The sequence below is a fragment of the Neptuniibacter sp. CAU 1671 genome (genome assembly GCF_029222905.1).
Lineage (GTDB): Bacteria > Pseudomonadota > Gammaproteobacteria > Pseudomonadales > Balneatricaceae > Neptuniibacter.
In genome coordinates this window covers 225,579-249,073 of sequence record NZ_JARHUE010000001.1, presented here as the reverse complement: position 1 = coordinate 249,073, position 23,495 = coordinate 225,579, and the positions used below count along the sequence as shown (strand labels likewise).

The following is a 23,495-nucleotide window of genomic DNA, read 5'->3' as shown; positions in this document are numbered from 1 at the left end:
GGGTAAATTGGCGCGCATCCTGTGTCGTGGACACTTCGCCACGTGCATAAACATGAATACCATGAGGAGATCGTTGTGGAATTAGCCTGTCTTGACCTGGAAGGGGTACTGATCCCTGAGATCTGGATTGCGTTTGCAGAAGAAACCGGTATCGAAGAGCTGAAAGCGACCACCCGGGATATTCCAGATTACGACGTGCTGATGAAACAACGCCTGCGCATTCTGGATGAACATGGCCTGACCCTGCCGCAGATTCAGGACACCATCAGCCGACTGTCTCCGCTGGAAGGTGCTGCTGACTTTATCAACTGGCTGCGGGAGCGTTTCCAGGTGGTGATTCTGTCCGATACTTTTTACGAATTTGCTCAGCCGCTGATGCGTCAGCTGGGTTTCCCAACCCTGCTGTGCCACAAGCTTGAAGTGGATGAAAACGGTCGTATTACCGATTACACCCTGCGTCAGCGTGACCCTAAACGGCAGTCGGTGCGCGCATTCCAGCTGCTGAACTACCGGGTGATTGCTGCCGGTGATTCTTACAACGATACAACTATGCTGAAACAGGCAGAAGCTGGCATTCTGTTCCACGCGCCTGATAATGTGATTGCCGAATTCCCTCAGTTCCCTGCGGTACACACCTTTGCTGAACTGAAGCAGGAGTTCCTCAAAGCCAGTAACCGTAACCTGTCCCTGTAAGGGCATGGTTTATCCTGTTTCCGTTCCGGACGGCTCTGTTCGGAACGGAATCTATACATCCGTTTAACCATTTCCTGTCGCAAACCGGTGACAGTCCAGTCCGATGCAGGGTAGACTGATCCGGTCTATTCCAGGCTTGGGCTGAACTGGATATGCCATTTGTACCATCCCCCTCTGCTGCCAATACCATGCGTAGCAAAGTTATCTTCATTGTCGTCATGTTACTGACGCTGAGCTTTTTTGTCTTTTTTCTGGGTTGTCTGCAATCTGAAGCGATGAACGGCGTTCGCGCCTACGTCCGTGGTGAAGGTTTGTGGGCCAAAGCCCAGAAAGATGCGGTGATGTCTCTGTATCGCTATGCCGTTGATCAGGATGACCAGCATTTCAGCTCGTTTAAAGAAAAACTTTCCATCCCTCTGGGCGACCGTAAAGCGCGTATCGCTCTGCAAAGTGACCCCGTTGATATGCAGGGGGCCCGTCAGGGGTTTCTGGAGGGAGACAACCACCCCGATGATGTTACCAGCCTGATCTATTTTTTCAGGCTGTTTCAGAATGTCAGTTACATGAGCCAGGCAATAGGCATCTGGCAGCAGGGAGATGTCATCATCGAAGAGCTGGTGCTTCTGGGTGATGAAGTGCACGCCAGAATTCAGAAGGGCGACCAAGAACTTTCTGACCTGATTGTACGGATAGAAGATCTGCATGTTCGGGTTGATCAGCTTGAAACTGAGTTCTCGACAATTATGAGTGACGCTTCTCGCTGGTTAAAAAAGATTACCACCTATACCACCGTATCCGTCATGTTGCTGCTGGTGATTGGTTCGATCATTACGGCACGCAGAATTATAGGTGAACTGCATGAAACCGAATTGCGCCTCAGACGCAGTGAACGGCGTTATCTGAGTCTCGCGCAATCAGGAATGTTGGGCATTCTTGAGTGGGATAGCTCCGGGCGTATTTTGGATGCCAACCCCGCTGCTCTGGAGATGCTGGGTTACGATCTGGTGCAACTGACTGCACCTGATTTTCACTGGGGTGATCTGACGCCATCTGGCTACCAGGAGCTGGATGAACAGGCGATAAAGGATATTTTTGAGCGTGGTTACTGTCTGCCCTATGCCAAGGAGTTGTTTCATCGCAACGGGCGACGTATCCCTGTGCTTGTCGGTGGGTCTCTGCTGGAAGGTAGTCAGGACAGAGGACTGGCTTTTGTACTGGATCAAACCAGTCAGCGGGCTGTGGAAGATCAGCTGAGGTTGTCGGCGACTGTGCTCGAGGGCAGTCGCGATGGCATTCTGATTGCTGATCGTGCGGGAGTTGTGTTGAGCCTTAACCAGGCCTACTGCACTATGACCGGTTATACAGAAAATGAGGTGAAGGGCCGATTTGCCAGATTATTTGCCCCGGATACGCCTGATTTGATGCGTCAGGCGATGATGAAATCGATACTGGACCAGGGACACTGGCAGGGGGATACGGAAATTAAACTCGCCGATGGTCGGTTGCTACCGGTCCGGCTGAGTATGAATGCAGTGTATGACGGTCAGCATAATATGACCCATTTTGTGGCGATTTTCACAGATATCAGTCAGCGTAAGGCCCAGGAAAAACTGCTGCATGCGATGGCACTGCATGATCCACTGACAGGCCTGGCTAACCGAAGTTTGTTTGAGGATCGCCTGGGTCATGCGGTTGCCCGTGCCCGCCGCAATAACAGCCATTGTGCGGTGCTGTTTATCGATCTGGATAAGTTCAAGCCGATTAATGATGAATATGGTCACCATGTCGGTGATGAGTTATTGCTTCAGGTCGCCGACAGGTTGCGTCTGGAGATGCGAGAGAATGACAGTATCGTGCGACTCGGTGGCGATGAGTTTGTGGTGGTGGTTGAAGAAGCTGAAAGCCGTGAAGCGGTGGCAAGAGTAGCGGAGAAGATTCTGGCACGACTTGACCATACCTATGAGCTTTCCTGCGGCACTATTCGTATCTATTTCAGTATGGGTATTGGTATATATCCTGATGATGGAGAAGAAATTTCCACACTGACACGCTCTGCCGACAGTGCCATGTATCTGGCTAAATCCATGTTTGGCAGCCACTATCGTTTTTTCTCAAAATAGAGGCTCAGTTTTCAGTTGAACATCAATGACGCACCGTCGTTGTTTTGGGTTATCTCGGGTGTAGCCATTTGGGCAGCAGTGTGTAGGGGTCCAGCGGGCACGTTTCATCGAATTCAACCTCCAGAGCCTTGAGGGACTGTTGCAGTGTACCGGCTCTGAAAGCATCAAAGGTTTCAGTGCAGCCGCCTATAAACGTACCGTTCACAAACACCTGTGGGATGGTGATACAACCGGTATGGGCATTCAGTGCCCGACGAATGTCACCGCCAAAATCATTGTCCTGATAGGTGGCTGAATCAAGGTCAATGCTGGTGAAAGGAATATTGCATTGGTTAAACAGTTTCTTGATGGACCAGCAGAACTCACACCACTCCAGCGCAAAGACCACTACCGCGGCATTTTTGTTATGTATGGTGTCATTAAAAAAGGTTTTGGCAGCCTCAGAGGCATCTGTTGCAGATGTTTGTGCGGTGGCCGACGGCGCGGGCGGTGGGGCATCAAAACGAGCAGATGGGGTTGATGCCGACAGTCCGAGTTCCTCATCTGTCATCTGTTCCGATATCTGTTCGAACAGCGGGGTGCTCAGGTAGCGCTCTCCGGTATCGGGCAGCATACAGACAATATTACTACCTGCCGGGGCATTGTTGGCGATCTCCACGGCCCCGGCAAAGGTGGCGCCCGCGGTGATACCCACAAAAATACCTTCTTCCCGTGCCAGTCGTTTTGCGTAGTCCAGTGCGTTCTGGCCATGAATAGGCAATACCTGATCAATCCAGTCGGCGGCAATGGCATCATCGGTGAGTTTAGAGATGAAATCGGGCGTCCAGCCCTGCATTAGGTGAGGCCGGAAACTGGGGTGGCTGACTGCGGCAGAACCGTCCGGATTATGCTGTTGTTTGATGCCTGAACTCAGCAGATTGGAATTATCGGGTTCACAGACGATGATCCGCGTGTCCGGACTGTGTCGACTGAGGTAACGGGCCACCCCCTTGACTGTACCGCCGGTACCGTAGCCTGAAACCCAGTAATGCAGCGGTTCCCCCTCAAAGGCCTCGAGAATTTCCGGCCCGGTTGTGGCGCTATGGATATCGGCATTGGCTTCGTTTTCAAACTGTCGGCAGAGAAACCAGCCATGTGCTTCTGACAGCTCGCGGGCTTTCTGGACCATGCCGGTGCCCTTAAGCGCTGCCGGTGTGAGTACAACCCGGGCACCTAAAAAACGCATCAGTTTGCGGCGCTCGACACTGAAGCTTTCTGCCATGGTCACCACCAGAGGGTAACCTTTCTGGGCGCAGACGACGGCCAGACCAATCCCGGTATTGCCACTGGTGGCCTCGACGACGGTCTGACCCGGTTGCAGCAGCCCCTTTCGTTCAGCATCTTCGATTATGCCCAGCGCCAGCCGATCTTTGACCGATCCACCAGGATTAAACGCCTCCATTTTGACATATAGATTTACATGCTCTGGAGCAAGTTTGTTAATCCGTATAAGCGGGGTATTGCCGATAGTGTCGAGAATACTGTTGCAGGCTTTCATGCTATTGCTTCCGGGTAGCAGATCTTAAAGATGTCGACTCATTACACCTTAGCTGTCAGCCGGGGAAAAATCAGTAAACATCTCGCCTCTGTAGCATGGCATCTTGTTGAGCAGAGCTGGTATTGTTTTACGCTCAGCAGTTAAACAGAAACGGAGGTTGGCATGGCTGATAATGACGCAATACTCGATCTGCTCAGAGAGATCAGGGATAATCAGAAACAGGCGCTGGCCCGGCAGGAAGAACACCTGGCGATTGCTAAAGAGCAGATTGAACGTACCCGTCTGCAGATGGATACCTCAATTAAGTTGCAGCAACAGGCGGTGCAGCGGTTTCAGAAGGTCTCGCGGATCGCCATACCTGGCATTGTGATCTGTGTGCTGATGATTCTGTATCTTTTACTGCGCTATTTTTGATAGGCAGGGGAAAAGAAATACCTGATTGAGGAGTCAGTCAAACTTTAGATGTGCTGTTAAGACAATCCAGTAAGTTATTTACTTTATTGAAGGTTTCTTCATATTCCATATCGATAATGGAATCCGCAACGATACCACCACCGGCCCAGCAGTAGATCGAGTTACCTTCGCAAAGCAGGGTACGGATGGTGATGCTGGTATCCATCCGGCCGCACAGGCTCAGGTAACCAATAGAGCCGCAGTAGATAGAGCGGCGATGGGGTTCAAGCTCCTCAATAATCTCCATTGCCCTGATTTTGGGCGCGCCGGTAATCGAACCGCCGGGAAAACAGTGGGCCAGCAGATTTACCGCAGAGCCATCTTTGGGTAGCTTGCCGGTCACAGTGCTGACAAGGTGGTGAACATTGGCATAACTTTCCACCTTAAACAGTTCGGGTACCTTAACACTGTTGTGCTCACATACCCGGCTCAGGTCGTTACGCAACAGGTCAACAATCATCAGGTTCTCGGCGCGGTCTTTGGTTGACTGCTGCAGCTCGGTTTTGAGGGCAGCATCTTCAGTCGGATCTGCCGAACGGGGCCGGGTGCCCTTAATGGGACGGGTTTGTACCTCTCCGTTGCGGACCTGAAGAAACTGTTCCGGAGAGAGGGACAGAATGGCACCCTCGTCTGTATCGATATAGGCCGAGTAAGGCGTGGGCGCCACCGCTCTTAACAGGCGATACGCCTGCCAGGGGTCGCCTTCATACTGGCTCTGGAAGCGCTGCGCGAAGTTGACCTGATAACAGTCACCGGCATGGATGTAGTCATCAATCTTTGCCAGTTTCTGGCGGTACTCATCAGCACTGATATTCGACTGGAAATGTTGTGTCAGATTGAAGTGATTAGTGTCGGGTGCGGTATCACTCAATAACCGGGATTCTATCTGATCAAGCAGAGTGTGCTCGACCAGAGGACTGGCCACCAGCGTGCTTTGCTGTAGTTTATGATCAACCACCACTGCCCAGAGGTAGAGGCCCAGGTTCAGATCGGGTAGGGCATAACTGGCTTCAGCCTGTTGCGGCAGTTGCTCAAGCCGGCGGCCCAGGTCATAACTGAAGTATCCCATCAGGCCACCAACAAAAGGCAGATGGTCCGCTTGCGCAATGTTCAGCGCATGCTGTCGATACAGGCTGTCCAGTGCCGGAAAAGGATTGTCTGACGCCTGTTGGGTACAGGTGATCTTTTCTACCGGAGCGGCAGCGATAATATCAAAGCGCCCCCAGGGGCAGGCGGGACGGCCACTGTCGAGAAAAATGAGATCGCCAAGAGGCCGCAGGCGCTCACACAGCGTCAGACTGTCAATCCGGTAGGGCAGAGGGCGTTGCTGAATGGGTTGCAAAAGTCAGAAGGCTCCGGGTAGGCATCCTATGAGGGTCGGCAATCAACCCAAATACGCACGCATAGCGATGCAGATGCGATTGTATTTAACGCTCTCGGGTGTGTCCATGTTGAATAGAGAAACTGACTAGACCAAAGATTGTCGACAGATTGGCAGGTATCCTCCACAATCAGTCTATCGATTACAGGAGGAAAGCTGTGTTTAACCCCCTGCCGGCACACACCGCACAATTAAACCTGCCCGATCAGCAGATTACCTACCGAATATTCCGTAACCCTGATGTGAAACAACCGCGCAGACTGGTCCTGTTACATGGTGCCGGCGTTGCAGGTTTAGACACCTGGGCCGCATTTGCCGCCTTTCTGGAGCACTGGTCCGAAATACTGGTGCCTGACCAGCGGGGGATGGGCGATACCCATGCTCCTGATGGCCATGAACATCCGTATACGGTACAGGCACTGGTAAATGACCTGCAGGCGCTGGTGGACCATCTGGGCTGGTGGCAGTTTGATCTGGGCGGTTATTCACTGGGCGGACTGGTGAGCCTGCAGTTTAAGCAGGCGTTTCCGGAGCGTGTACACAAGCAGTATCTGCTGGAGTCCGCCATTCTCGACCGACCATGCTGGGAAACTACACTGATTCTGCGTGAGGAGCTTTCTGAAGCGGCGATACACCTGCGCCAGCAGCATGCCATAGAGGCGGGAGTCAGTCGGTTTCTGGATACGATCTCTCCCAACCGCAAGGTCTCACCGATGGTTGAAAAAACCACAATCGAACGTTTATCGGCCCGACCAGAGGGGTTTGCCAATGCACTGGATGCGGTGACGCAGGCCAGTCGTACGCTGGACAGGGAAGGGCTGGTTGCGGCGCAGGGCGATGTGACCAGCTTCATAGGTGGTAACAGTGTGGATCTGATGCATCAGTACCAGATGGAATTGGCAGAACGGATGCCCAACTGGCACTACTTTATGATTCCCGGCACTGATCATTCGCTGCCGTATCAGAAACCCCGGCAGATCGCCCAGGTAATGAATAAAGAGTTACTACGGTTTTTGGGACAGTAAGCACCAAAGCCAGGCGGATAAAGCTATAACTTTTGTATAGTGTTGACAATTTTTCAGGTTTTACTGGTTGACGGTCATTTTTTGACTCTGTATTGTGAGCCAGCAATCAAATTGTCGACAATCTAAGAAGGATTGTGATGACAGAGACAAATGTAAGTCAGGTTTTTCAATCTGAAAGCCGTACCCTGGCTGACCGTGTGTGTGAACAGATTATCACCTCGATCGTTAAAGGTGAGATTCCTCCCGGTCAGAAGATCAGCGAACCCGAACTGGCCCGTATCTACGGGATCAGCCGCGGACCTCTGCGCGAAGCGATTCGACGTCTGGAAGGCCTGCGCCTGGTTGAGCGCAAGCCGCACATCGGTGCTCGGGTCGTTAAGCTGTCGCTCAAGGAACTGGTAGAGATCTACCGGGTACGTGAAGCCCTGGAAGGCATGGCATGTCGGCTGGCCGCCGAGAATATGTCCGAAGAGGAGATTGCCAGTCTGCGTTCCCTGCTACATGTCCATGAGCAGAGCATCAAGGAGCTGGATGGCCGTTCCTACTTCCAGAAAGAGGGCGACCTCGACTTTCATTACCGGATCGTTAACGGCAGCAAAAATTCCAAGCTGCTGGAAGTGCTGGGCGGGGATCTTTACCACCTGGTGCGGATGTATCGATATCAGTTCAGTGTCTCCAGCAGTCGTCCCCAGCGGGCGTTGAAGGAGCATCACCAGATTCTGGATGCCATAGAGGCGCGAGATCCGGAGCTGGCGGAGATGCTGATGCGGCGTCACATCGGTGCGGCGCGTAAAAACATAGAAGAAAAGCTGAACACTGCGTTAGAAGGTGAGAAAAATGGCAAATAATCTGTCCGCAGGCGCGCGCTTCCGCAAAGCGCTGGCTGAAACCAAACCGCTACAAATCGTAGGTACCGTAAACGCTTATCATGCCATGATGGCAGAGCGTGTAGGTCACCGTGCCATCTACCTGTCTGGCGGTGGTGTGGCTAATGCCTCTTACGGTCTGCCTGATCTGGGTATGACTTCAATGAATGATGTGCTGGAAGATGTTCGCCGGATTACCAGCGCCGTTGAAACACCTCTGCTGGTCGATATCGACACCGGCTGGGGCGGTGCATTCAACATCGCACGCACTGTTAAAGAGATGATTAAAGGCGGTGCGGCTGCGGTTCATATTGAAGACCAGGTTGCACAGAAACGTTGTGGCCACCGTCCTAATAAAGAGATCGTCTCTCTGGAAGAGATGGTTGACCGTGTTAAAGCAGCGGTTGATGCCAAAACCGATGATGACTTCTTTATCATTGCCCGTACTGACGCATTCCAGATGGAAGGTCTCAATGCCGCTGTAGAGCGCGCCCAGGCCTGTCTGGAAGCCGGGGCTGACGGTATCTTTGCTGAAGCGGTTCACACCCTGGAAGACTACAAAGCCTTTGCTGATGGCATTAACGGTGCACATCTGCTGGCGAACATCACAGAATTTGGTGCGACCCCACTGTTCAATCGTGAAGAGCTGGCGGCAAACGGTGCCAGCATGGTGCTGTATCCACTCTCTGCATTCCGCGCGGCGAATAAAGCAGCCCTGAATGTCTACGAACATCTGCTGCAGGACGGTGACCAGAAAGCGGTCATCGATACGATGCAGACCCGCATGGAACTTTACGATTTCCTGAATTATCACGACTTTGAACAGAAGCTTGATGCCCTGTTCGCAGCGGGTAAAAACAAGTAAGACCCCATTCATGACAGAGAGCTGTCTATACTTCAGGCCGCTCTGTGTCGGATAGGCGTTACCTTGCAGAATCTGCAAGCCAGAGTTGAAGAGAAAATAGAACGAAAAAGTGGGCCGTCAGAGCCCACAATCTTCTACAACAGGAGCTTAATAATGGCCGAGAAAAAATTGGGTGGCGCGGGCCTGCGTGGTCAATCCGCAGGTGAAACCGCATTGTGCACCGTGGGTAAAACCGGTGCCGGCTTGACCTATCGTGGTTACGATATCAAAGAACTGGCTGACAACGCACAGTTTGAAGAAGTGGCGTACCTGCTGCTGTACGGCAAACTGCCGAATCAGGCAGAACTGGATGCCTACAAGGCCAAGCTTAAGGGCATGCGTGGACTGCCAGAGCCGCTGAAAGCGGTACTGGAACAGATCCCTGCATCAGCTCACCCGATGGATGTGATGCGTACCGGATGCTCTATGCTGGGCAACCTGGAAACAGAAGAAGACTTCTCCGAGCAGCATGACCACATCGACCGGATGCTGGCGGTATTCCCGTCCATCATCAACTATTGGTACAACTTTGCTCACCATGGCAAACGCATTAACACTGAAACAGATGCGGATTCCATTGGCGAACACTTCCTGTGGACCCTGCACGACAAAAAACCGGATCCACTGCACACTCAGGTGATGCATGCGTCTCTGATTCTGTATGCAGAGCATGAGTTCAATGCGTCCACCTTCACGGCGCGTGTCTGTGCTTCAACCCTGTCCGATATCCATAGCTGTGTTACCGGTGCGATCGGTTCCCTGCGGGGTCCATTGCACGGTGGTGCCAATGAAGCCGCGATGGCCATGATCGAAAGCTGGACCTCACCGGATGAAGCTGAAGCGGCCATCATGGGCATGCTGGAGCGCAAGGATAAGATCATGGGCTTTGGCCATGCCATCTACCGTGAATCCGATCCACGTAATGCGATCATCAAAGAGTGGTCTAAAAAGCTGGCTGAGCAGGTGGGTGACACCGTGTTGTATCCGGTCTCAGAGCGTGTTGAAGCGGTGATGTGGCGCGAGAAGAAACTGTTCTGTAATGCAGACTTCTTCCATGCGTCGGCGTATCACTTCATGGGCATTCCGACCGAACTGTTTACCCCGATTTTTGTTTGTTCCCGTGTTGCGGGCTGGACTGCGCACGTGATGGAACAGCGGGCCAATAACCGGATTATTCGTCCGTCTGCGGATTACACCGGTCCTGAAAGCTCTGCATGGGTGCCGATCGAACAGCGCCCCTAACAGGTACAGGGCGGCCTTACAGCCGCCTTTTTGGACAAAAAAGATAACACTGGGTTGTCATAAGGCTGGCACCTTGCCTGCCTGACTACACCCATTGAGCGACTCGATGGAGTACGTTATGAACACTGAATACCGCAAGCCGTTGGCTGGAACTGCACTGGATTTTTTTGATACCCGTGCGGCTGTAGAAGCGATCCAGCCAGGTGCCTATGCCACGTTGCCTTACACCTCCCGTATTCTGGCAGAGCAACTGGTTCGTCGTTGCGAGCCAGAAGCATTGACCGATGCGCTGAAACAGATCATCGAACGTAAACGTGACCTGGATTTTCCATGGTACCCGGCCCGTGTGGTATGTCATGACATTCTTGGCCAGACGGCGCTGGTGGATCTGGCCGGCCTGCGTGATGCGATTGCAGAGCAGGGTGGTGACCCGTCTCAGGTGAACCCGGTTGTGCCGACTCAGCTGATTGTTGACCACTCGCTGGCGGTAGAAGCACCGGGTTTTGATCCGGATGCGTTCGAGAAAAACCGTGCCATCGAAGACCGTCGGAACGAAGACCGTTTCCACTTCATCGAGTGGACCAAAACTGCGTTTGAAAACGTGGATGTGATTCCTGCCGGTAACGGCATCATGCACCAGATCAACCTGGAGAAAATGTCGCCAGTGGTGCAGAACCGTGACGGCGTTGCTTACCCGGATACCTGTGTCGGTACCGATTCACATACGCCACACGTTGATGCACTGGGTGTTATTTCTGTGGGTGTGGGTGGTCTGGAAGCTGAAACAGTGATGCTGGGCCATCCTTCCATGATGCGCCTGCCGGATATCGTAGGTGTCAAGCTGACGGGCAAACGTCAGCCGGGCATCACTGCGACCGACATCGTGCTGGCCCTGACAGAGTTCCTGCGCGCTGAGCGCGTTGTAGGTGCGTACGTTGAGTTCTTTGGTGAAGGCGCGTCCAGCCTGTCCATCGGTGACCGTGCAACCATCTCCAACATGACTCCTGAATTTGGTGCCACTGCGGCGATGTTCTACATCGATGAGCAGACCATTGATTATCTGACACTGACCGGCCGTGAACCGGAGCAGGTTGCTCTGGTTGAACAGTACGCCAAAGAAACTGGTCTGTGGGCGACTGCACTGGAAAATGCGGAATATGAACGCGTGCTGGAGTTTGATCTGTCTTCTGTTGTTCGCAACATGGCCGGTCCATCTAACCCACACCGTCGTCTGCCAACCTCTGCACTGGCTGAACGGGGTATCGCCGACGAAGCCAAACTGGCCTCCGGCAAAACCGAAGAAGCCGAAGGTCTGATGCCGGATGGCGCGGTGATTATCGCTGCGATCACCTCCTGTACGAATACATCTAACCCACGCAACGTTGTTGCTGCCGGTCTGCTGGCGAAAAAAGCCAACGAACTGGGCCTGGTACGTAAGCCATGGGTGAAAAGCTCATTTGCGCCGGGTTCTAAAGTGGCCAAGTTGTATCTGGAAGAAGCCGGTCTGCTGACTGAACTGGAAAAACTGGGCTTTGGTATTGTGGCCTATGCCTGCACCACCTGTAACGGCATGTCCGGTGCGCTGGATCCAGTGATTCAGCAGGAGATCATCGACCGTGACCTGTATGCCACTGCGGTACTGTCCGGTAACCGTAACTTTGATGGCCGTATCCACCCGTATGCTAAACAGGCATTTCTGGCATCACCGCCACTGGTTGTGGCTTACGCAATTGCCGGTACCGTGCGTTTTGACATTGAAAACGATGTGCTGGCCGTGGTGGATGGTAAAGAGATTACGCTGAAAGACCTGTGGCCATCCGATGAAGAGATTGATGCGATTGTGGCGCAGTGTGTGAAGCCTGAACAGTTCAAGCAGATCTACATCCCGATGTTTGATCTGGGTGAAAAAGAGCAGGCAGAAAGCCCACTGTATGACTGGCGTCCAATGTCGACCTACATTCGTCGTCCGCCGTACTGGGAAGGTGCACTGGCGGGTGAGCGTACTCTGACCGACATGCGTCCGCTGGCGATTCTGCCGGACAACATCACCACCGATCACCTGTCGCCTTCCAATGCGATTCTGATGAACAGTGCGGCCGGTGAGTACCTGCACAAGATGGGTCTGCCGGAAGAAGACTTTAACAGCTATGCAACGCACCGTGGTGACCACCTGACGGCTCAGCGTGCCACCCTGGCGAACCCGAAACTGCTGAACGAAATGTGCCGCGATGAAAACGGTAACGTGATTCAGGGTTCACTGGCGCGGGTTGAACCGGAAGGTCAGCAGATGCGCATGTGGGAAGCCATTGAAACCTACATGAACCGTGGTCAGAACCTGATCGTGGTAGCGGGTGCGGATTACGGTCAGGGTTCTTCACGTGACTGGGCGGCTAAAGGCGTGCGTCTGGCAGGTGTAGAAGTGATTGTCGCTGAAGGTTTTGAGCGTATTCACCGTACCAACCTGATTGGTATGGGTGTATTGCCAGTCCAGTTCCACGAAGGCACTACGCGCCTGACGCTGGCACTGGATGGCACTGAAACCTACAGCATTAAAGGTGATCTGGCTCCGCGTGGTGAACTGACACTGGTGATCAAGCGCGCTAACGGTGATGTAGTTGAAGTACCGGTGACTTCGCGACTGGATACCGCTGCTGAAGTAGACGTTTACAAAGCGGGTGGTGTGCTGCAGAAGTTTGCCAAGGACTTCCTGGGTCAGGCATAAGTTTGCAAGCGGCGAGCAGGGCCGGTTAAACCGGCTCTGTGACCTGCTCACCTGTTTTTATAAATCAGTTTTTTACTCATCGGTTTATCTGTTTCTACTGATGGGGTAGAGGAGCATTAACATGGCTCACGTACCGCAAATTAAGATTCCGGCGACTTACCTGCGTGGCGGCACCAGTAAAGGGGTGTTTTTCCGTCGTCAGGATCTGCCGGAAGCGGCCCAGCAACCGGGCGAAGCCCGTGACAAGATCCTGCTACGGGTGATTGGTAGCCCGGACCCTTATGGTCAGCAGATCGATGGCATGGGTGGCGCCACCTCCAGCACCAGTAAAACCGTCATTCTGGATAAAAGCTCAGAGCCGGATCATGACGTGGATTACCTGTTTGGTCAGGTGGCTATCAACAAGGCGTTTGTCGACTGGTCTGGTAACTGCGGTAACCTGACTGCCGCCGTCGGTGCCTTTGCGATTGCGGGTGGTCTGGTAGATCCGTCGCGTATTCCTGAAAATGGTATCTGCACCGTACGTATCTGGCAGAAAAACATCAGCAAAACCATCATGGCGCATGTGCCGATCACCAATGGCCAGGTGCAGGAAACCGGCGATTTTGAGCTGGATGGTGTGACCTTCCCGGCTGCAGAAGTGGTCATTGAATTTATGGACCCGGCCGACGGTGAAGGTTCCATGTTCCCCACCGGCAATCTGGTGGATGATCTGGACGTACCGGGAATCGGTTGTTTCAAGGCTACCATGATTAATGCAGGTATTCCGACCATCTTTCTGAATGCGGAAGAGATTGGTTATACCGGCACCGAGTTGCAGAAAGATATCAATTCGGATGCTGATGCATTGGCCCGTTTTGAAACAATTCGTGCATATGGCGCGGTTAAAATGGGCTTGATTTCGGATATCGCCGAAGCGGCCGCGCGTCAGCACACCCCTAAGGTGGCGTTTGTTGCACCAGCGACCGATTATGAAGCATCCAGCGGTAAACAGATCACGGCGTCCGATATTGATGTCTGTGTGCGTGCGTTGTCCATGGGTAAATTACACCATGCAATGATGGGCACGGCGTCGGTTGCCATTGCAACTGCGGCTGCAGTGCCCGGCACGTTGGTGAACATGGCGGCTGGTGGCGTTGAACGTGATGCCGTAACATTTGGTCATCCATCCGGCACGCTGCGGGTTGGCGCGGCAGCAGCACTGGTGAACGGTGAATGGACCGCAACCAAAGCGGTGATGAGCCGCAGTGCACGCGTTTTGATGGAAGGTTTTGTGCGGATACCGGGTGATACCTTCTGAACAGAGATTGCCTTTGAAGCCGGATTATCACCCTCCGGTTTCGATCTTTCAGTCAGGGGTCCCTATCAACCCCTGACTGATCTTGTTAACCCACCCTTTGGTGGGTTTTTTTTGATCATCTTTTATACAGAAGGCAAGGGCGCAATAATTAAACTGCGAAATATTCTAATTTTGTTGATTTAGATCAGTTTTTAATTACAAATTCATACAAATGTTTCGAAATTTTTTGGCATTCTCTGAAACCTCTGCTCTTGAGTGTCAAGCCTCTGATCTATACTCGAATAGAAGCCCTCATGGAGTTAGAACAGAGCACCGTGTCATTTAAAGTTTGCGCTGCATGTAAGGCGCTGTGTGGCTTTTTAGCTGTATAGAGGCGTATGGATACATGATTGAATCACGATTTGTTACGCGATTTGTTAAAAGTGTACTTCGCCACGAGAAACCGGATGAGACAGACTGAAACTACCCTCCTTGAACAGATGAAAATCAGTGAATTTGAGATTGCTCATCGTAAAAATCTGTTCGATCTTGATGAAGCTGATCTGGGCGCCCTGCGTCAGGCCAAGGGAATTATTGACAGCCGTATTGATGAAATTGTTGCCCGCTTTTATGAAACCCAGACCAGCATCCCTGAAATTGCGCTTCTGATCGGCGACGCCGATACCCTCAACCGCCTGCGCCACGCGCAGCGTAAATATGTAATTGATCTGTTCAGTGGTCTGTATGACATTGAGTATGTTAATAACCGGCTGCGAATCGGTCTGGTACATAAACGTATCGGGGTAGAACCAAAACTCTATCTTTCTGCGATTTTTACATTGAAGACGCTGCTTATCACAGTGCTGCGTTCTGAAATCAGTGATGACGACACCTATCATCTGACTTCAACGGCACTGGAAAAGCTGATGATGTTTGACGTCACTCTGGTATTCGATACCTATATCCGAAGCCTGCTGGCAGAGATTGAGATCTCGAAACAGAAATCAGATGAGTATGCGCTGCACCTGGAAAATCGCGTTCGCCTGCGTACTCAGCAGCTGGAGGAGTTATCCCGCACCGATGCGTTGACTGGTCTGCTGAATGTGCGTCACCTGACCGACACTCTGACAAGCTGTCTGCGGGCTTCTCAGCGGCGTGCTGAAACCATTGCAGTGGTGTATCTGGATATCAACGACTTCAAGCAGATCAACGATACACAGGGGCACAATAAAGGCGATGATGTGCTGCGTACGTTGGGCAGCTCAATCAGTCGTGTGTCGCGCAGTGAAGACAGTTGTTTCCGTTGTGGGGGGGATGAGTTCTGCATCATCATGCCCGATTGTACTGGGGAAGATGCTGAACAGGTTTACCGGACTCGGCTGCAGGAAGAACTGGCCAGTCGCGGAGTGGATTTTTCAATCAGTATCGGGGTCGCTGAGACCGGACCTACAGAATATCTGGAGCCGGAAGAGTTACTCCACAAAGCGGATAAGAGCATGTACGCCGATAAACGGCGGCATAAAAAACGATCAGAGCCGGAAAAGGAAACCGAGTAGTCGATCGAATGGGAGATCAGATGGGGGGCTTTTTAGCCCCCTGTTTTTTGGCTTACTGCGATAAAACCGCAGTAAAACCCTCAAATTGTGGTGGGCCAAGATAGACACCCGAGGCAGGTTTGGCATTGGCGTGAGCTTTGCGAAACGCTTCGGATGTGGTCCAGTTTCTGAACGCGGTTTCTGATTCCCAGATACTGTGGGAAGCAAACAGCGTGTGCTCATCTGTGGTTGGACCCTGTAGTAGCTGAAAACTCTTGAAACCCGGGACTTCATCCAGATGTGTTTCGCGGTTTTTCCAGATCTCGATAAAGGTTTCTTCCTGCCCCAGGGCAATGCGGAAGCGGTTCATAGCGACATACATAGGCTTCTCCAGTCAGACTGTACCGAATAAATGTTCGGTCATATGCCTGGCAACGCTAACAAAAAAGGGCAAACCGGAAAAGGTTTGCCCTTGATATCATGACCCCAACTTAGATGGCTGGGGTGGTATCGGCGGTCTTACAGAGCGACGATATTTTCAGCCTGTGGGCCTTTAGAACCCTGGCTTACGGTGAACTCAACCTGCTGGCCTTCGTTCAGGGTTTTGAAGCCGGAGCTGACAATAGCGCTGAAATGAGCGAATACATCAGGGCCGGACTGCTGTTCGATAAAACCGAAACCTTTGCTTTCGTTAAACCATTTTACGGTGCCGGTGATTTTATTAGACATAATAATATCCTGTGATCATTAAATTAGATTGCCATAAGGCAGACTTACGCGGAAAAAGGGCAGGTACTTTAAAACTACAGGACGAAGAATTATGACTAAAACTGCGTAGAGGAGTGTATATACGAGGTCTTCTTTCGAGCTGCCACCATCATAAACGCTTCTGTTCATTAGTCAATCAATCTTGGATTTTATTTTTGACAGCATCATGTATTCCGAAAGAAGGCACGTATCAGAAACTGATACGTGCCCCGGATTCAGGCTGTTTTACCGAGAAGACGGTTCTCACGTAATGTTTTGGCTGCGGCCACCATGTTGATCAGTGCCGCTGAAACCTCTTTCCAGCCACGGGTTTTAAGACCGCAGTCCGGATTAACCCATAACCGCTCCGCTGGTATCTGCTGTTCGGCCAGTTCAATCAGCCTAACCATATCGGCAACCGCCGGTAAATTGGGGCTGTGAATATCATAGACACCCGGTCCAATTTCATTTGGATAATCGAAGTCAGCAAAGGCCTCCAGCAGCCTCATGTTTGAACGGCTGGTTTCGATGGTGATCACATCAGCATCCATATCGGCAATGGCGGGCATAATGTCATTGAACTGCGAATAACACATATGGGTGTGAATCTGGGTGTCGTTTTTGACGCCGCTGGCGCTGACCCGGAAAGCAAAGGTTGCCCAGTCCAGATACGCCTGCCATTCAGAGGCCAGCAGCGGCAGGCCTTCACGGATTGCAGGTTCATCAATCTGGATCGCATGAATACCTGCCTGTTCCAGATCACAGACCTCATCACGGATGGCCAGGGCAATTTGCAGGCAGGTGGTCGCGCGGGGCTGATCGTCCCGTACAAAGGCCCACTGCAGCATTGTTACCGGGCCGGTCAACATGCCTTTGACCGGTTTATCGGTCAGGGATTGGGCATAACGGCTCCACCCCACGGTGATGGGTTCCGGACGGCTGACATCGCCGAAAATAATGGGTGGTTTAACACAACGGGAACCATAGGACTGCACCCAGCCATACTGGCTGACGGCGTAACCTTCCAGAAATTCAGCAAAGTACTCCACCATATCATTTCGTTCTGCTTCACCGTGGACCAGCATATCCAGTCCATAGCGCTGCTGTGACTCAATGCAGGTTTTGATCTGTTGTTTCATCACGTACTCGTATTCACCCGCCGACAGTTTGCCGCTTCGCAGGGCCGAACGGGCTTGACGAATATCGGAGGTTTGCGGAAAAGAACCAATCGTCGTGGTCGGATAGAGCGGCAGGTTGAGTCGCTCGCGCTGTAACGGAGCGCGTTCTGCGTAGGGGCTGCTACGGCTGGCATCGCTGGGGGTGATTGACGTCAAACGCGCTTTTACCGCTGGCTGATGGATACGAGTTGAGGCTCGACGTGCTTTTAACGCGAGGAAGTTATCATCCAGCGCGTCAGTGGGATCACCGCCAAGCACAGACGCCAGGATATTAAGTTCAGCGAGTTTTTGCCGGGCAAAGCAGAGCCAGGATTTCAGTTCTGCATCCAGCGCCTGTTCCTGCTCAAGATCAACCGGGACATGTAACAGGGAGCAGGCGCTTGACAACCAGAGGCGTTCACCCAGTTTTCCGGCCAGCGATTGCAGCTGATCGCTGAGCTGTGTCAGGTCGGATTTCCAGATGTTGCGCCCGTCAATGACACCCAGTGACAGGATCTGATCCTGATCCAGCAGGCTGGCGAGTTTGAGGTAGTCGTTACCGCTGCGGGTCAAATCCAGATGGAAACCGGCTACCGGTAGATGTGCAATCTGTTCAAGTTTAGAACCCAGTCCACCAAAATAGGTGGTGAGCAGCGTTTTAATACGTGGATTGCTCAGTTGCTGGTATGCGGTCGTATAGGCATTAACCCAATCGGCTTCAAGTTCGAGTACCAGTGCCGGCTCGTCTATCTGGATCCATTCAACACCCTCATCTGCAAGAAGTTCAAACAACAGCTGATAGGTACGCAGCAGCGATGGCAGCAGTGATAGACGGTCAAAGTCGGCCTGGCAGGATTTTGCCAGCCACAAGTAGGTGATGGGTCCTAGCAGGACTGGCTTGACAGGATGACCCAGTTGTTTGGCTTCACGCAGTTCAGTCAGGAGTTTGCCCGGGTTAAGCTCAAAAACCTGATCTGCAGACAGTTCCGGCACCAGATAGTGATAGTTGGTATCAAACCATTTTGTCATGGCACAGGCACGCTGATCTGTACCGGACGGGGCACGGCCCCGGGCCATCCGGAAGTAAGTATCAAAAGCGTCGCTGCTGCCGTCCTGAAATCTCTCGGGAATCACGCCCAGTAGCTGACTGTGATCTAACACATGGTCATACAGTGAGAAATCGTTAACAGTGATAAAGCCCAATTGATTGTCGATCTGGGCCTGCCAGTTTTGGTGGCGAAGTTCACGCGCAATCTCGGATAGGGTCTCGCGACCGCTCAAGCCGTTCCAGTAAGCCTCAAGGGCAAATTTGAGTTCACGTTTTGCACCGATCCGTGGGTAACCAAGAATGTGGGTTTGCATGGTATTTCCTTAATAAAATTCATGTATTGGTTGTAATTGATGATATGAATTCATTATTAAGGGGTTCTAACATGAATAAAAACGATTTATTTTTTATATAAATTGAATTTTATTCATCAAAGAGAAGGTTGGCTCAGTCAGGCAGGGGGATAAACTCAATTTCATCACCCACAACTTTGGCGAAACGTCCCTGCCGCCAGTCCTCTTTGGCTTGCTCAATACGTGATTTTGAACTGGAGACAAAATTCCAGTCAACAAAGCGGGGTGATAAACGGTTGCCGCCAATCATGGCAAGCCGTGTCGCCTCTGTTGCAACAATGCGTACAGACTTGGCTGTTTCGACCACTGCCATAGAGTGTTCTGGCACAGTGGTTATGCCGATCTTGATTTCTCCCGTGGCTGTATAAATACCGAGCTCTTCCGCATCGGGTAGGGTAAGTGTCTGGCCCGGCTTGAGGTCCGCCTCAATATACAGAGTTGGTGAAAAGCAGGGCACCGGAGAAGTGACGCCATAGGCGCTCCCCATCAGCACACGTACAGGTACCCCCTCAACATCGACCGCCGGAATTGAAGCGGCGGAAATATGAAAGAATGCCGGGTCTGTTTCTTCCGACTCTTCGGGCAGCGCCAGCCAGAGCTGTAACCCATGTAGCGGGTGATCTGTGGCAGTAACTTCAGGTCGTTCACGCTCTGAGTGGGTAATGCCTGAGCCGGCGACCATCAGATTGATCGCACCGGGGGTGATTGTCTGAAGGTTGCCCAGTGAATCGCGGTGTAAGATTTCACCCTCAAACAGGTAAGTGACCGTGGCGATGCCAATATGTGGATGCGGTCTGACATTGATGCCATTTCCGGCAGGGAAAACGGTTGGCCCCACATGGTCGAAGAAAACCCAGGGACCGACCATTTTCCGGCCGATGGTCGGAAACAGCCGCCGTACTGAAAAGCCACCCAGATCTTTAGTTTTTGCCGGTAGTAACTGACAGGTTGGATTGGACGTTGCGCGGCTCTCAGACTCAAGCATTGGTTCTCTCCTTGTTGTTCACTCAAGCATAACTGTAGAAGTTGAGCTGCGAACAGCAAGGAGGGCAGACGAATCTCAGCCTTATAGCTGCTGCATCTGCTGCAATATCCACTGTTTAAGTTGTGGTTCCTGCAATGCACCGCTGATTCGTGCTACTTCCCGGCCCCGATGAAACAGCACCAGCGTGGGGATGCTGCGGATATGCATCTGCTGGCTGAAACGGGGCGCGGTTTCGGTATTCAGTTTCGCAAACAACAGGGTTTCTGATTGGGCTGCGGTTCGTTCAAAAACCGGTTTCATCATCTGACAGGGACCACACCAGCTGGCCCAGAAATCGACCAATACTGGCAGATCATTGCGTTCAATGTAATGCGCAGCTGAGTCATCGGTTAACTCAGCCGGGGTGAAGGTGTGGAGTGGTTGTTTGCACTTGCCGCATTTCCCCTCAGTATGAGAGCGGGTTTCCGGGATACGGTTGGTCGCGCCACAGGTCGGACAGACTATGTTCATATTGACTCAACAATCGGGTGACAGATAACTCCTTTATGTAGGCGAATTCCGCGAACACAATGCTGTTTTTCAACACAGATTCTGTCTTTTCTGGTTCGTTTTCTGCATGAATTTTCACGTTTTGATTTCCAGCCTGATTTCAGGTGTTTTCAGTCGTTTTATGCATCATTTGCGAGCGGGTGTCGCTGAGTGCGCCTTTTTATGGCGCTTTAAGGAGTAGATATCGATGAAACTAGCCAAAGTCGCAGATTGTTTGCAGCGGAATTTTGCCCGTATCACTCCGGATATGCCGGTGGCTGCGGCATCTAAGGAACTGATCAAACACACCATGCTGGGTGCGCCGGTGACCGATGCTGAGGGCAAACTGGTCGGCTGGGTGTCAGAGCAGGAGTGCCTTAAAGTGACCATTCAGGTGGTGTATCACAACCAGCGTGTCGCCACGGTGGCAGAAGTGATGAACACGGATGTGCTGAGTGTGAATCTTAATGATGATCTGCTGACGCTGGGGCAGCAGATGCTGGCCGCCAAGCCTAAAAGTTACCCCGTTGTGGATAGCACTGGCAAAGTGGTGGGTGTGATCAGTCGGCGCCAGGTACTGAAACTGTTACTTAATTCGATTGGTGATACCGCCAAGACCGCATAAGTGCAGCAGGGGGCGTGTTGTCAGGCCGCGATCTCCTGATTTTTCTTCTATACTGCATGGCCTGAAATCAGCGACATCAGGATGTTGTCGCGTTTGCTCACCTCTACGATGAAAAGGACTTCGCTATGCCTCGGGTTTCCTCCCTGCTTGCACCTGGATTTTATATCTGGCGTCACCGTAAATGGATGCTGTTGTTGCTCGCCCTGGTGGTGCTTTCAATGTTTATCGCGCTGGCCATTGGTAAGGCCTACCAGAATTGGGATGATGATCCTGATCGGGGTGCCATTGGTATTGAGAACGGGGCATTTGGTGAGTCGTATGCCACACCCATCTATCTTAATCAGGGCTGGTCTGCATCTGACAGCCTGTGGTTTTACACCACCACTCAGGGTTCCAACCTGCTGCCCTATGATTTTTTCCTTGTACTGGAACAGGCAGAGTCTGAAGAGTTATTCCGCTCAGATGCGAATATCGACTATTTCCGTTATCTACCGCAGAAACCCACGTTTTTTAATCCGGACGGTATGCCGGTTGGTTTTGCTAAGGATACCTATGAAGGGCGCGACTATATGGGTTTCACCTGTGCAGCGTGTCATACCGGGCAGGTGAATTATCGTGGCACGGCCATCCGGATTGATGGTGGTCCAGCCATGGCAGACATGGTGGGTTTTCTGACCGCGCTAGCGCAGGCCATGGAGGCTACGCTGTCGGAAGCTGATAAACGGCAGCGGTTCGTCGAGCGTGTCATTGCACTGGATAATGATTTTCAGACCGAGGCTGAAATTATCGATTCACTGACGGTCTGGAGACAGCGGATTGGACTCTACAATACCATCAATCACAGTCATGTAGATTATGGTTATGCCCGGCTGGATGCTTTTGGCCGAATCTATAACCGGGTGCTGCAACATATACTCAACCATGCGCAATTGGCCGAAACACTGGCCATGGTGATGGGGCCTCAGGGAGCGCCTCTGCTAAGCGCCACCCAGATCCAGGCTGTATTGCAGGGGGTGAATGCCAGCATTCTCTCGGAGGAAGAGTTTGCTGAAGTCGTTGCCCGTCTGCAATCTAACGATAACGGTTTGCCGGGGCTGGGGAGGCGCGACATGTTACGCATTCGTGATGCCCTGTTTAATGAACCGGATGCCCCGGTCAGTTATCCCTTCCTGTGGGATATCGTGCAGTCTGATTATGTGCAGTGGAATGGGTTGGCAAACAATGCTGGCGTAGGTCCATTGGGTCGTAATACGGGTGAGGTCATTGGCGTTTTTGGCAATCTGGACTGGAGTGCGCAAAAGCCGGGTTTCAATTTTTCGAGCCTGTCCGCCTGGATCACCGGCCAAAGCCGCAAACACGAACAGATCAACTTTAAATCGTCGATCGATCTGGTCAATCTTGAACGATTGGAAGCACACCTGAAAAGCCTGACTTCGCCGGCCTGGCCAGAGTCAATTTTTGGTTCGATTGATCTGGAAAAAGCGCAACAGGGCAGGCTGATCTATGCCCGGTACTGTGAGTCCTGCCATGAAGTTATACAGCCGCGAAACTGGGACCGGGTGGTGATCGGTAAAATGATGGCGCTGGATAAAATCGGCACAGATCCGGCCATGGCGCAAAACAGTGTTCATTACACCGGTAAGTCGGGCAACTTTAATCAGACGGTGCAGGAGACAGATGTAGGCAAGTTGTACATCGCCGAAGAGGCACCGGTGGTACAGATACTGACCTCTGCCACCCGTGGTGTGGTGGCAACGCCCGATGCAGATAAATGGCTGGTTAGGCGCTGGCTGGACTGGCTCTATACCCTGGGCATGTCGTTTTTCCAGAATGAAATTCAGGCCACCATTAAAAACGGTAACTACACCCCTGATACCACCGCACAGCCCTACAATTCGCTGTTGTCCTATAAAGCACGTCCGTTAAACGGTATCTGGGCTACGGCACCTTACCTGCACAATGGTTCAGTCCCCACCCTGTATGACCTCTTGCTGCCTAAAAAACGGGTTTGCAGCCCTGACGCTGCAAACTGTATTCCTGATCCAGAAATCGGTCAGTACCGACCCGATGTGTTTTATGTCGGTCAGCGTGAGTTTGACCCGGTGAAAGTGGGTAATCTGAGTCAGGCAACCGATGCCAAACGTTTCATCACAACCCGGGTGGGCGATCTGAACAGCGGGCATGAATATGGAGCAGGGCGCACGCCCCAGCTTGATGGTAAAACGGTATTGCCCGCGCTGGATGAACAGCAGCGCTGGCAGTTAATTGAATACCTGAAAACGCTTTAAAGGAGTA

General features: G+C 52.1%; 19 protein-coding genes. 12 read left to right on the top strand and 7 right to left on the bottom strand.

What is annotated here, in order from left to right; genetic code table 11:
• Positions 1-75 precede the first annotated feature (75 nt).
• Entirely contained in the window at positions 76-693 is a 618-nt protein-coding gene (thrH, locus tag P2G53_RS01200) for a bifunctional phosphoserine phosphatase/homoserine phosphotransferase ThrH (protein ID WP_275812539.1), read from the top strand.
• Between the two features lie 152 nt (positions 694-845).
• Positions 846-2,813: a sensor domain-containing diguanylate cyclase gene (locus P2G53_RS01195; RefSeq protein ID WP_275812536.1), complete on the top strand. Its 1,968-nt coding sequence runs from the start codon at positions 846-848 to the stop codon at positions 2,811-2,813.
• 49 nt (positions 2,814-2,862) lie between these two features.
• Here P2G53_RS01195 and cysK read toward each other — a convergent pair whose 3' ends face one another.
• Positions 2,863-4,350: a cysteine synthase A gene (gene cysK / locus P2G53_RS01190; RefSeq protein WP_275812533.1), complete on the bottom strand. Its 1,488-nt coding sequence runs from the start codon at positions 4,348-4,350 to the stop codon at positions 2,863-2,865.
• Between the two features lie 162 nt (positions 4,351-4,512).
• Between cysK and P2G53_RS01185 the strand changes: the two genes are divergently transcribed.
• Positions 4,513-4,764, top strand: coding sequence for a hypothetical protein (locus P2G53_RS01185; RefSeq protein WP_275812530.1), 252 nt, complete (start codon positions 4,513-4,515; stop codon positions 4,762-4,764).
• 37 nt (positions 4,765-4,801) lie between these two features.
• Here P2G53_RS01185 and pabB read toward each other — a convergent pair whose 3' ends face one another.
• Positions 4,802-6,145 carry an aminodeoxychorismate synthase component I gene (gene pabB, locus P2G53_RS01180; protein ID WP_275812527.1) on the bottom strand — a complete coding sequence of 448 codons (1,344 nt, stop codon included), beginning with the start codon at positions 6,143-6,145 and terminating at the stop codon, positions 4,802-4,804.
• 197 nt (positions 6,146-6,342) lie between these two features.
• Here pabB and P2G53_RS01175 point away from each other — a divergent pair, with 197 nt between their 5' ends.
• From P2G53_RS01175 to P2G53_RS01145, 7 genes are all read left to right on the top strand, one after another.
• Entirely contained in the window at positions 6,343-7,209 is an 867-nt protein-coding gene (locus tag P2G53_RS01175; RefSeq protein ID WP_275812524.1) for an alpha/beta hydrolase, read from the top strand.
• Between the two features lie 137 nt (positions 7,210-7,346).
• On the top strand, positions 7,347-8,057 hold the full coding sequence (locus P2G53_RS01170) for a GntR family transcriptional regulator (RefSeq protein ID WP_275812521.1): 711 nt from the start codon (positions 7,347-7,349) through the stop codon (positions 8,055-8,057).
• Positions 8,047-8,940 carry a methylisocitrate lyase gene (gene prpB, locus P2G53_RS01165; RefSeq protein WP_275812518.1) on the top strand — a complete coding sequence of 298 codons (894 nt, stop codon included), beginning with the start codon at positions 8,047-8,049 and terminating at the stop codon, positions 8,938-8,940. The genes P2G53_RS01170 and prpB overlap by 11 nt, the downstream gene beginning before the upstream one ends.
• A 153-nt stretch (positions 8,941-9,093) precedes the next feature.
• On the top strand, positions 9,094-10,221 hold the full coding sequence (gene prpC, locus P2G53_RS01160) for a 2-methylcitrate synthase (protein WP_275812515.1): 1,128 nt from the start codon (positions 9,094-9,096) through the stop codon (positions 10,219-10,221).
• A gap of 118 nt (positions 10,222-10,339) precedes the next feature.
• Entirely contained in the window at positions 10,340-12,943 is a 2,604-nt protein-coding gene (acnD, locus tag P2G53_RS01155; protein WP_275812512.1) for a Fe/S-dependent 2-methylisocitrate dehydratase AcnD, read from the top strand.
• 121 nt (positions 12,944-13,064) lie between these two features.
• On the top strand, positions 13,065-14,243 hold the full coding sequence (prpF, locus tag P2G53_RS01150) for a 2-methylaconitate cis-trans isomerase PrpF (protein ID WP_275812509.1): 1,179 nt from the start codon (positions 13,065-13,067) through the stop codon (positions 14,241-14,243).
• 446 nt (positions 14,244-14,689) lie between these two features.
• Complete coding sequence (locus P2G53_RS01145; protein ID WP_275812506.1) at positions 14,690-15,778, top strand: diguanylate cyclase; 1,089 nt, start codon at positions 14,690-14,692, stop codon at positions 15,776-15,778.
• Between the two features lie 52 nt (positions 15,779-15,830).
• Here the strand turns inward: P2G53_RS01145 and P2G53_RS01140 are convergent, their stop codons facing one another.
• The 5 genes from P2G53_RS01140 to trxC form a co-directional block, all read right to left on the bottom strand.
• Complete coding sequence (locus P2G53_RS01140; protein ID WP_275812503.1) at positions 15,831-16,139, bottom strand: antibiotic biosynthesis monooxygenase; 309 nt, start codon at positions 16,137-16,139, stop codon at positions 15,831-15,833.
• A 137-nt stretch (positions 16,140-16,276) separates the two neighbouring features.
• Positions 16,277-16,486 (bottom strand): cold-shock protein, encoded by a 210-nt coding sequence (locus tag P2G53_RS01135; RefSeq protein WP_275812498.1) that lies wholly within the window; start codon positions 16,484-16,486, stop codon positions 16,277-16,279.
• Positions 16,487-16,740: 254 nt separating this feature from the next.
• Positions 16,741-19,023, bottom strand: coding sequence for a 5-methyltetrahydropteroyltriglutamate--homocysteine S-methyltransferase (gene metE / locus P2G53_RS01130; RefSeq protein WP_275812495.1), 2,283 nt, complete (start codon positions 19,021-19,023; stop codon positions 16,741-16,743).
• A gap of 133 nt (positions 19,024-19,156) precedes the next feature.
• Entirely contained in the window at positions 19,157-20,047 is an 891-nt protein-coding gene (locus P2G53_RS01125; RefSeq protein WP_275812492.1) for a pirin family protein, read from the bottom strand.
• A gap of 81 nt (positions 20,048-20,128) precedes the next feature.
• A complete protein-coding gene (gene trxC, locus P2G53_RS01120) occupies positions 20,129-20,557 on the bottom strand; it encodes a thioredoxin TrxC (RefSeq protein WP_275812489.1) in 429 nt (142 codons plus the stop codon).
• A 226-nt stretch (positions 20,558-20,783) separates the two neighbouring features.
• On the opposite strand from trxC, the gene P2G53_RS01115 reads away from it, so the two are divergent.
• A complete protein-coding gene (locus P2G53_RS01115) occupies positions 20,784-21,200 on the top strand; it encodes a CBS domain-containing protein (protein ID WP_275812486.1) in 417 nt (138 codons plus the stop codon).
• A gap of 125 nt (positions 21,201-21,325) precedes the next feature.
• Complete coding sequence (locus tag P2G53_RS01110; protein ID WP_275812483.1) at positions 21,326-23,488, top strand: di-heme-cytochrome C peroxidase; 2,163 nt, start codon at positions 21,326-21,328, stop codon at positions 23,486-23,488.
• Positions 23,489-23,495 lie beyond the last annotated feature (7 nt).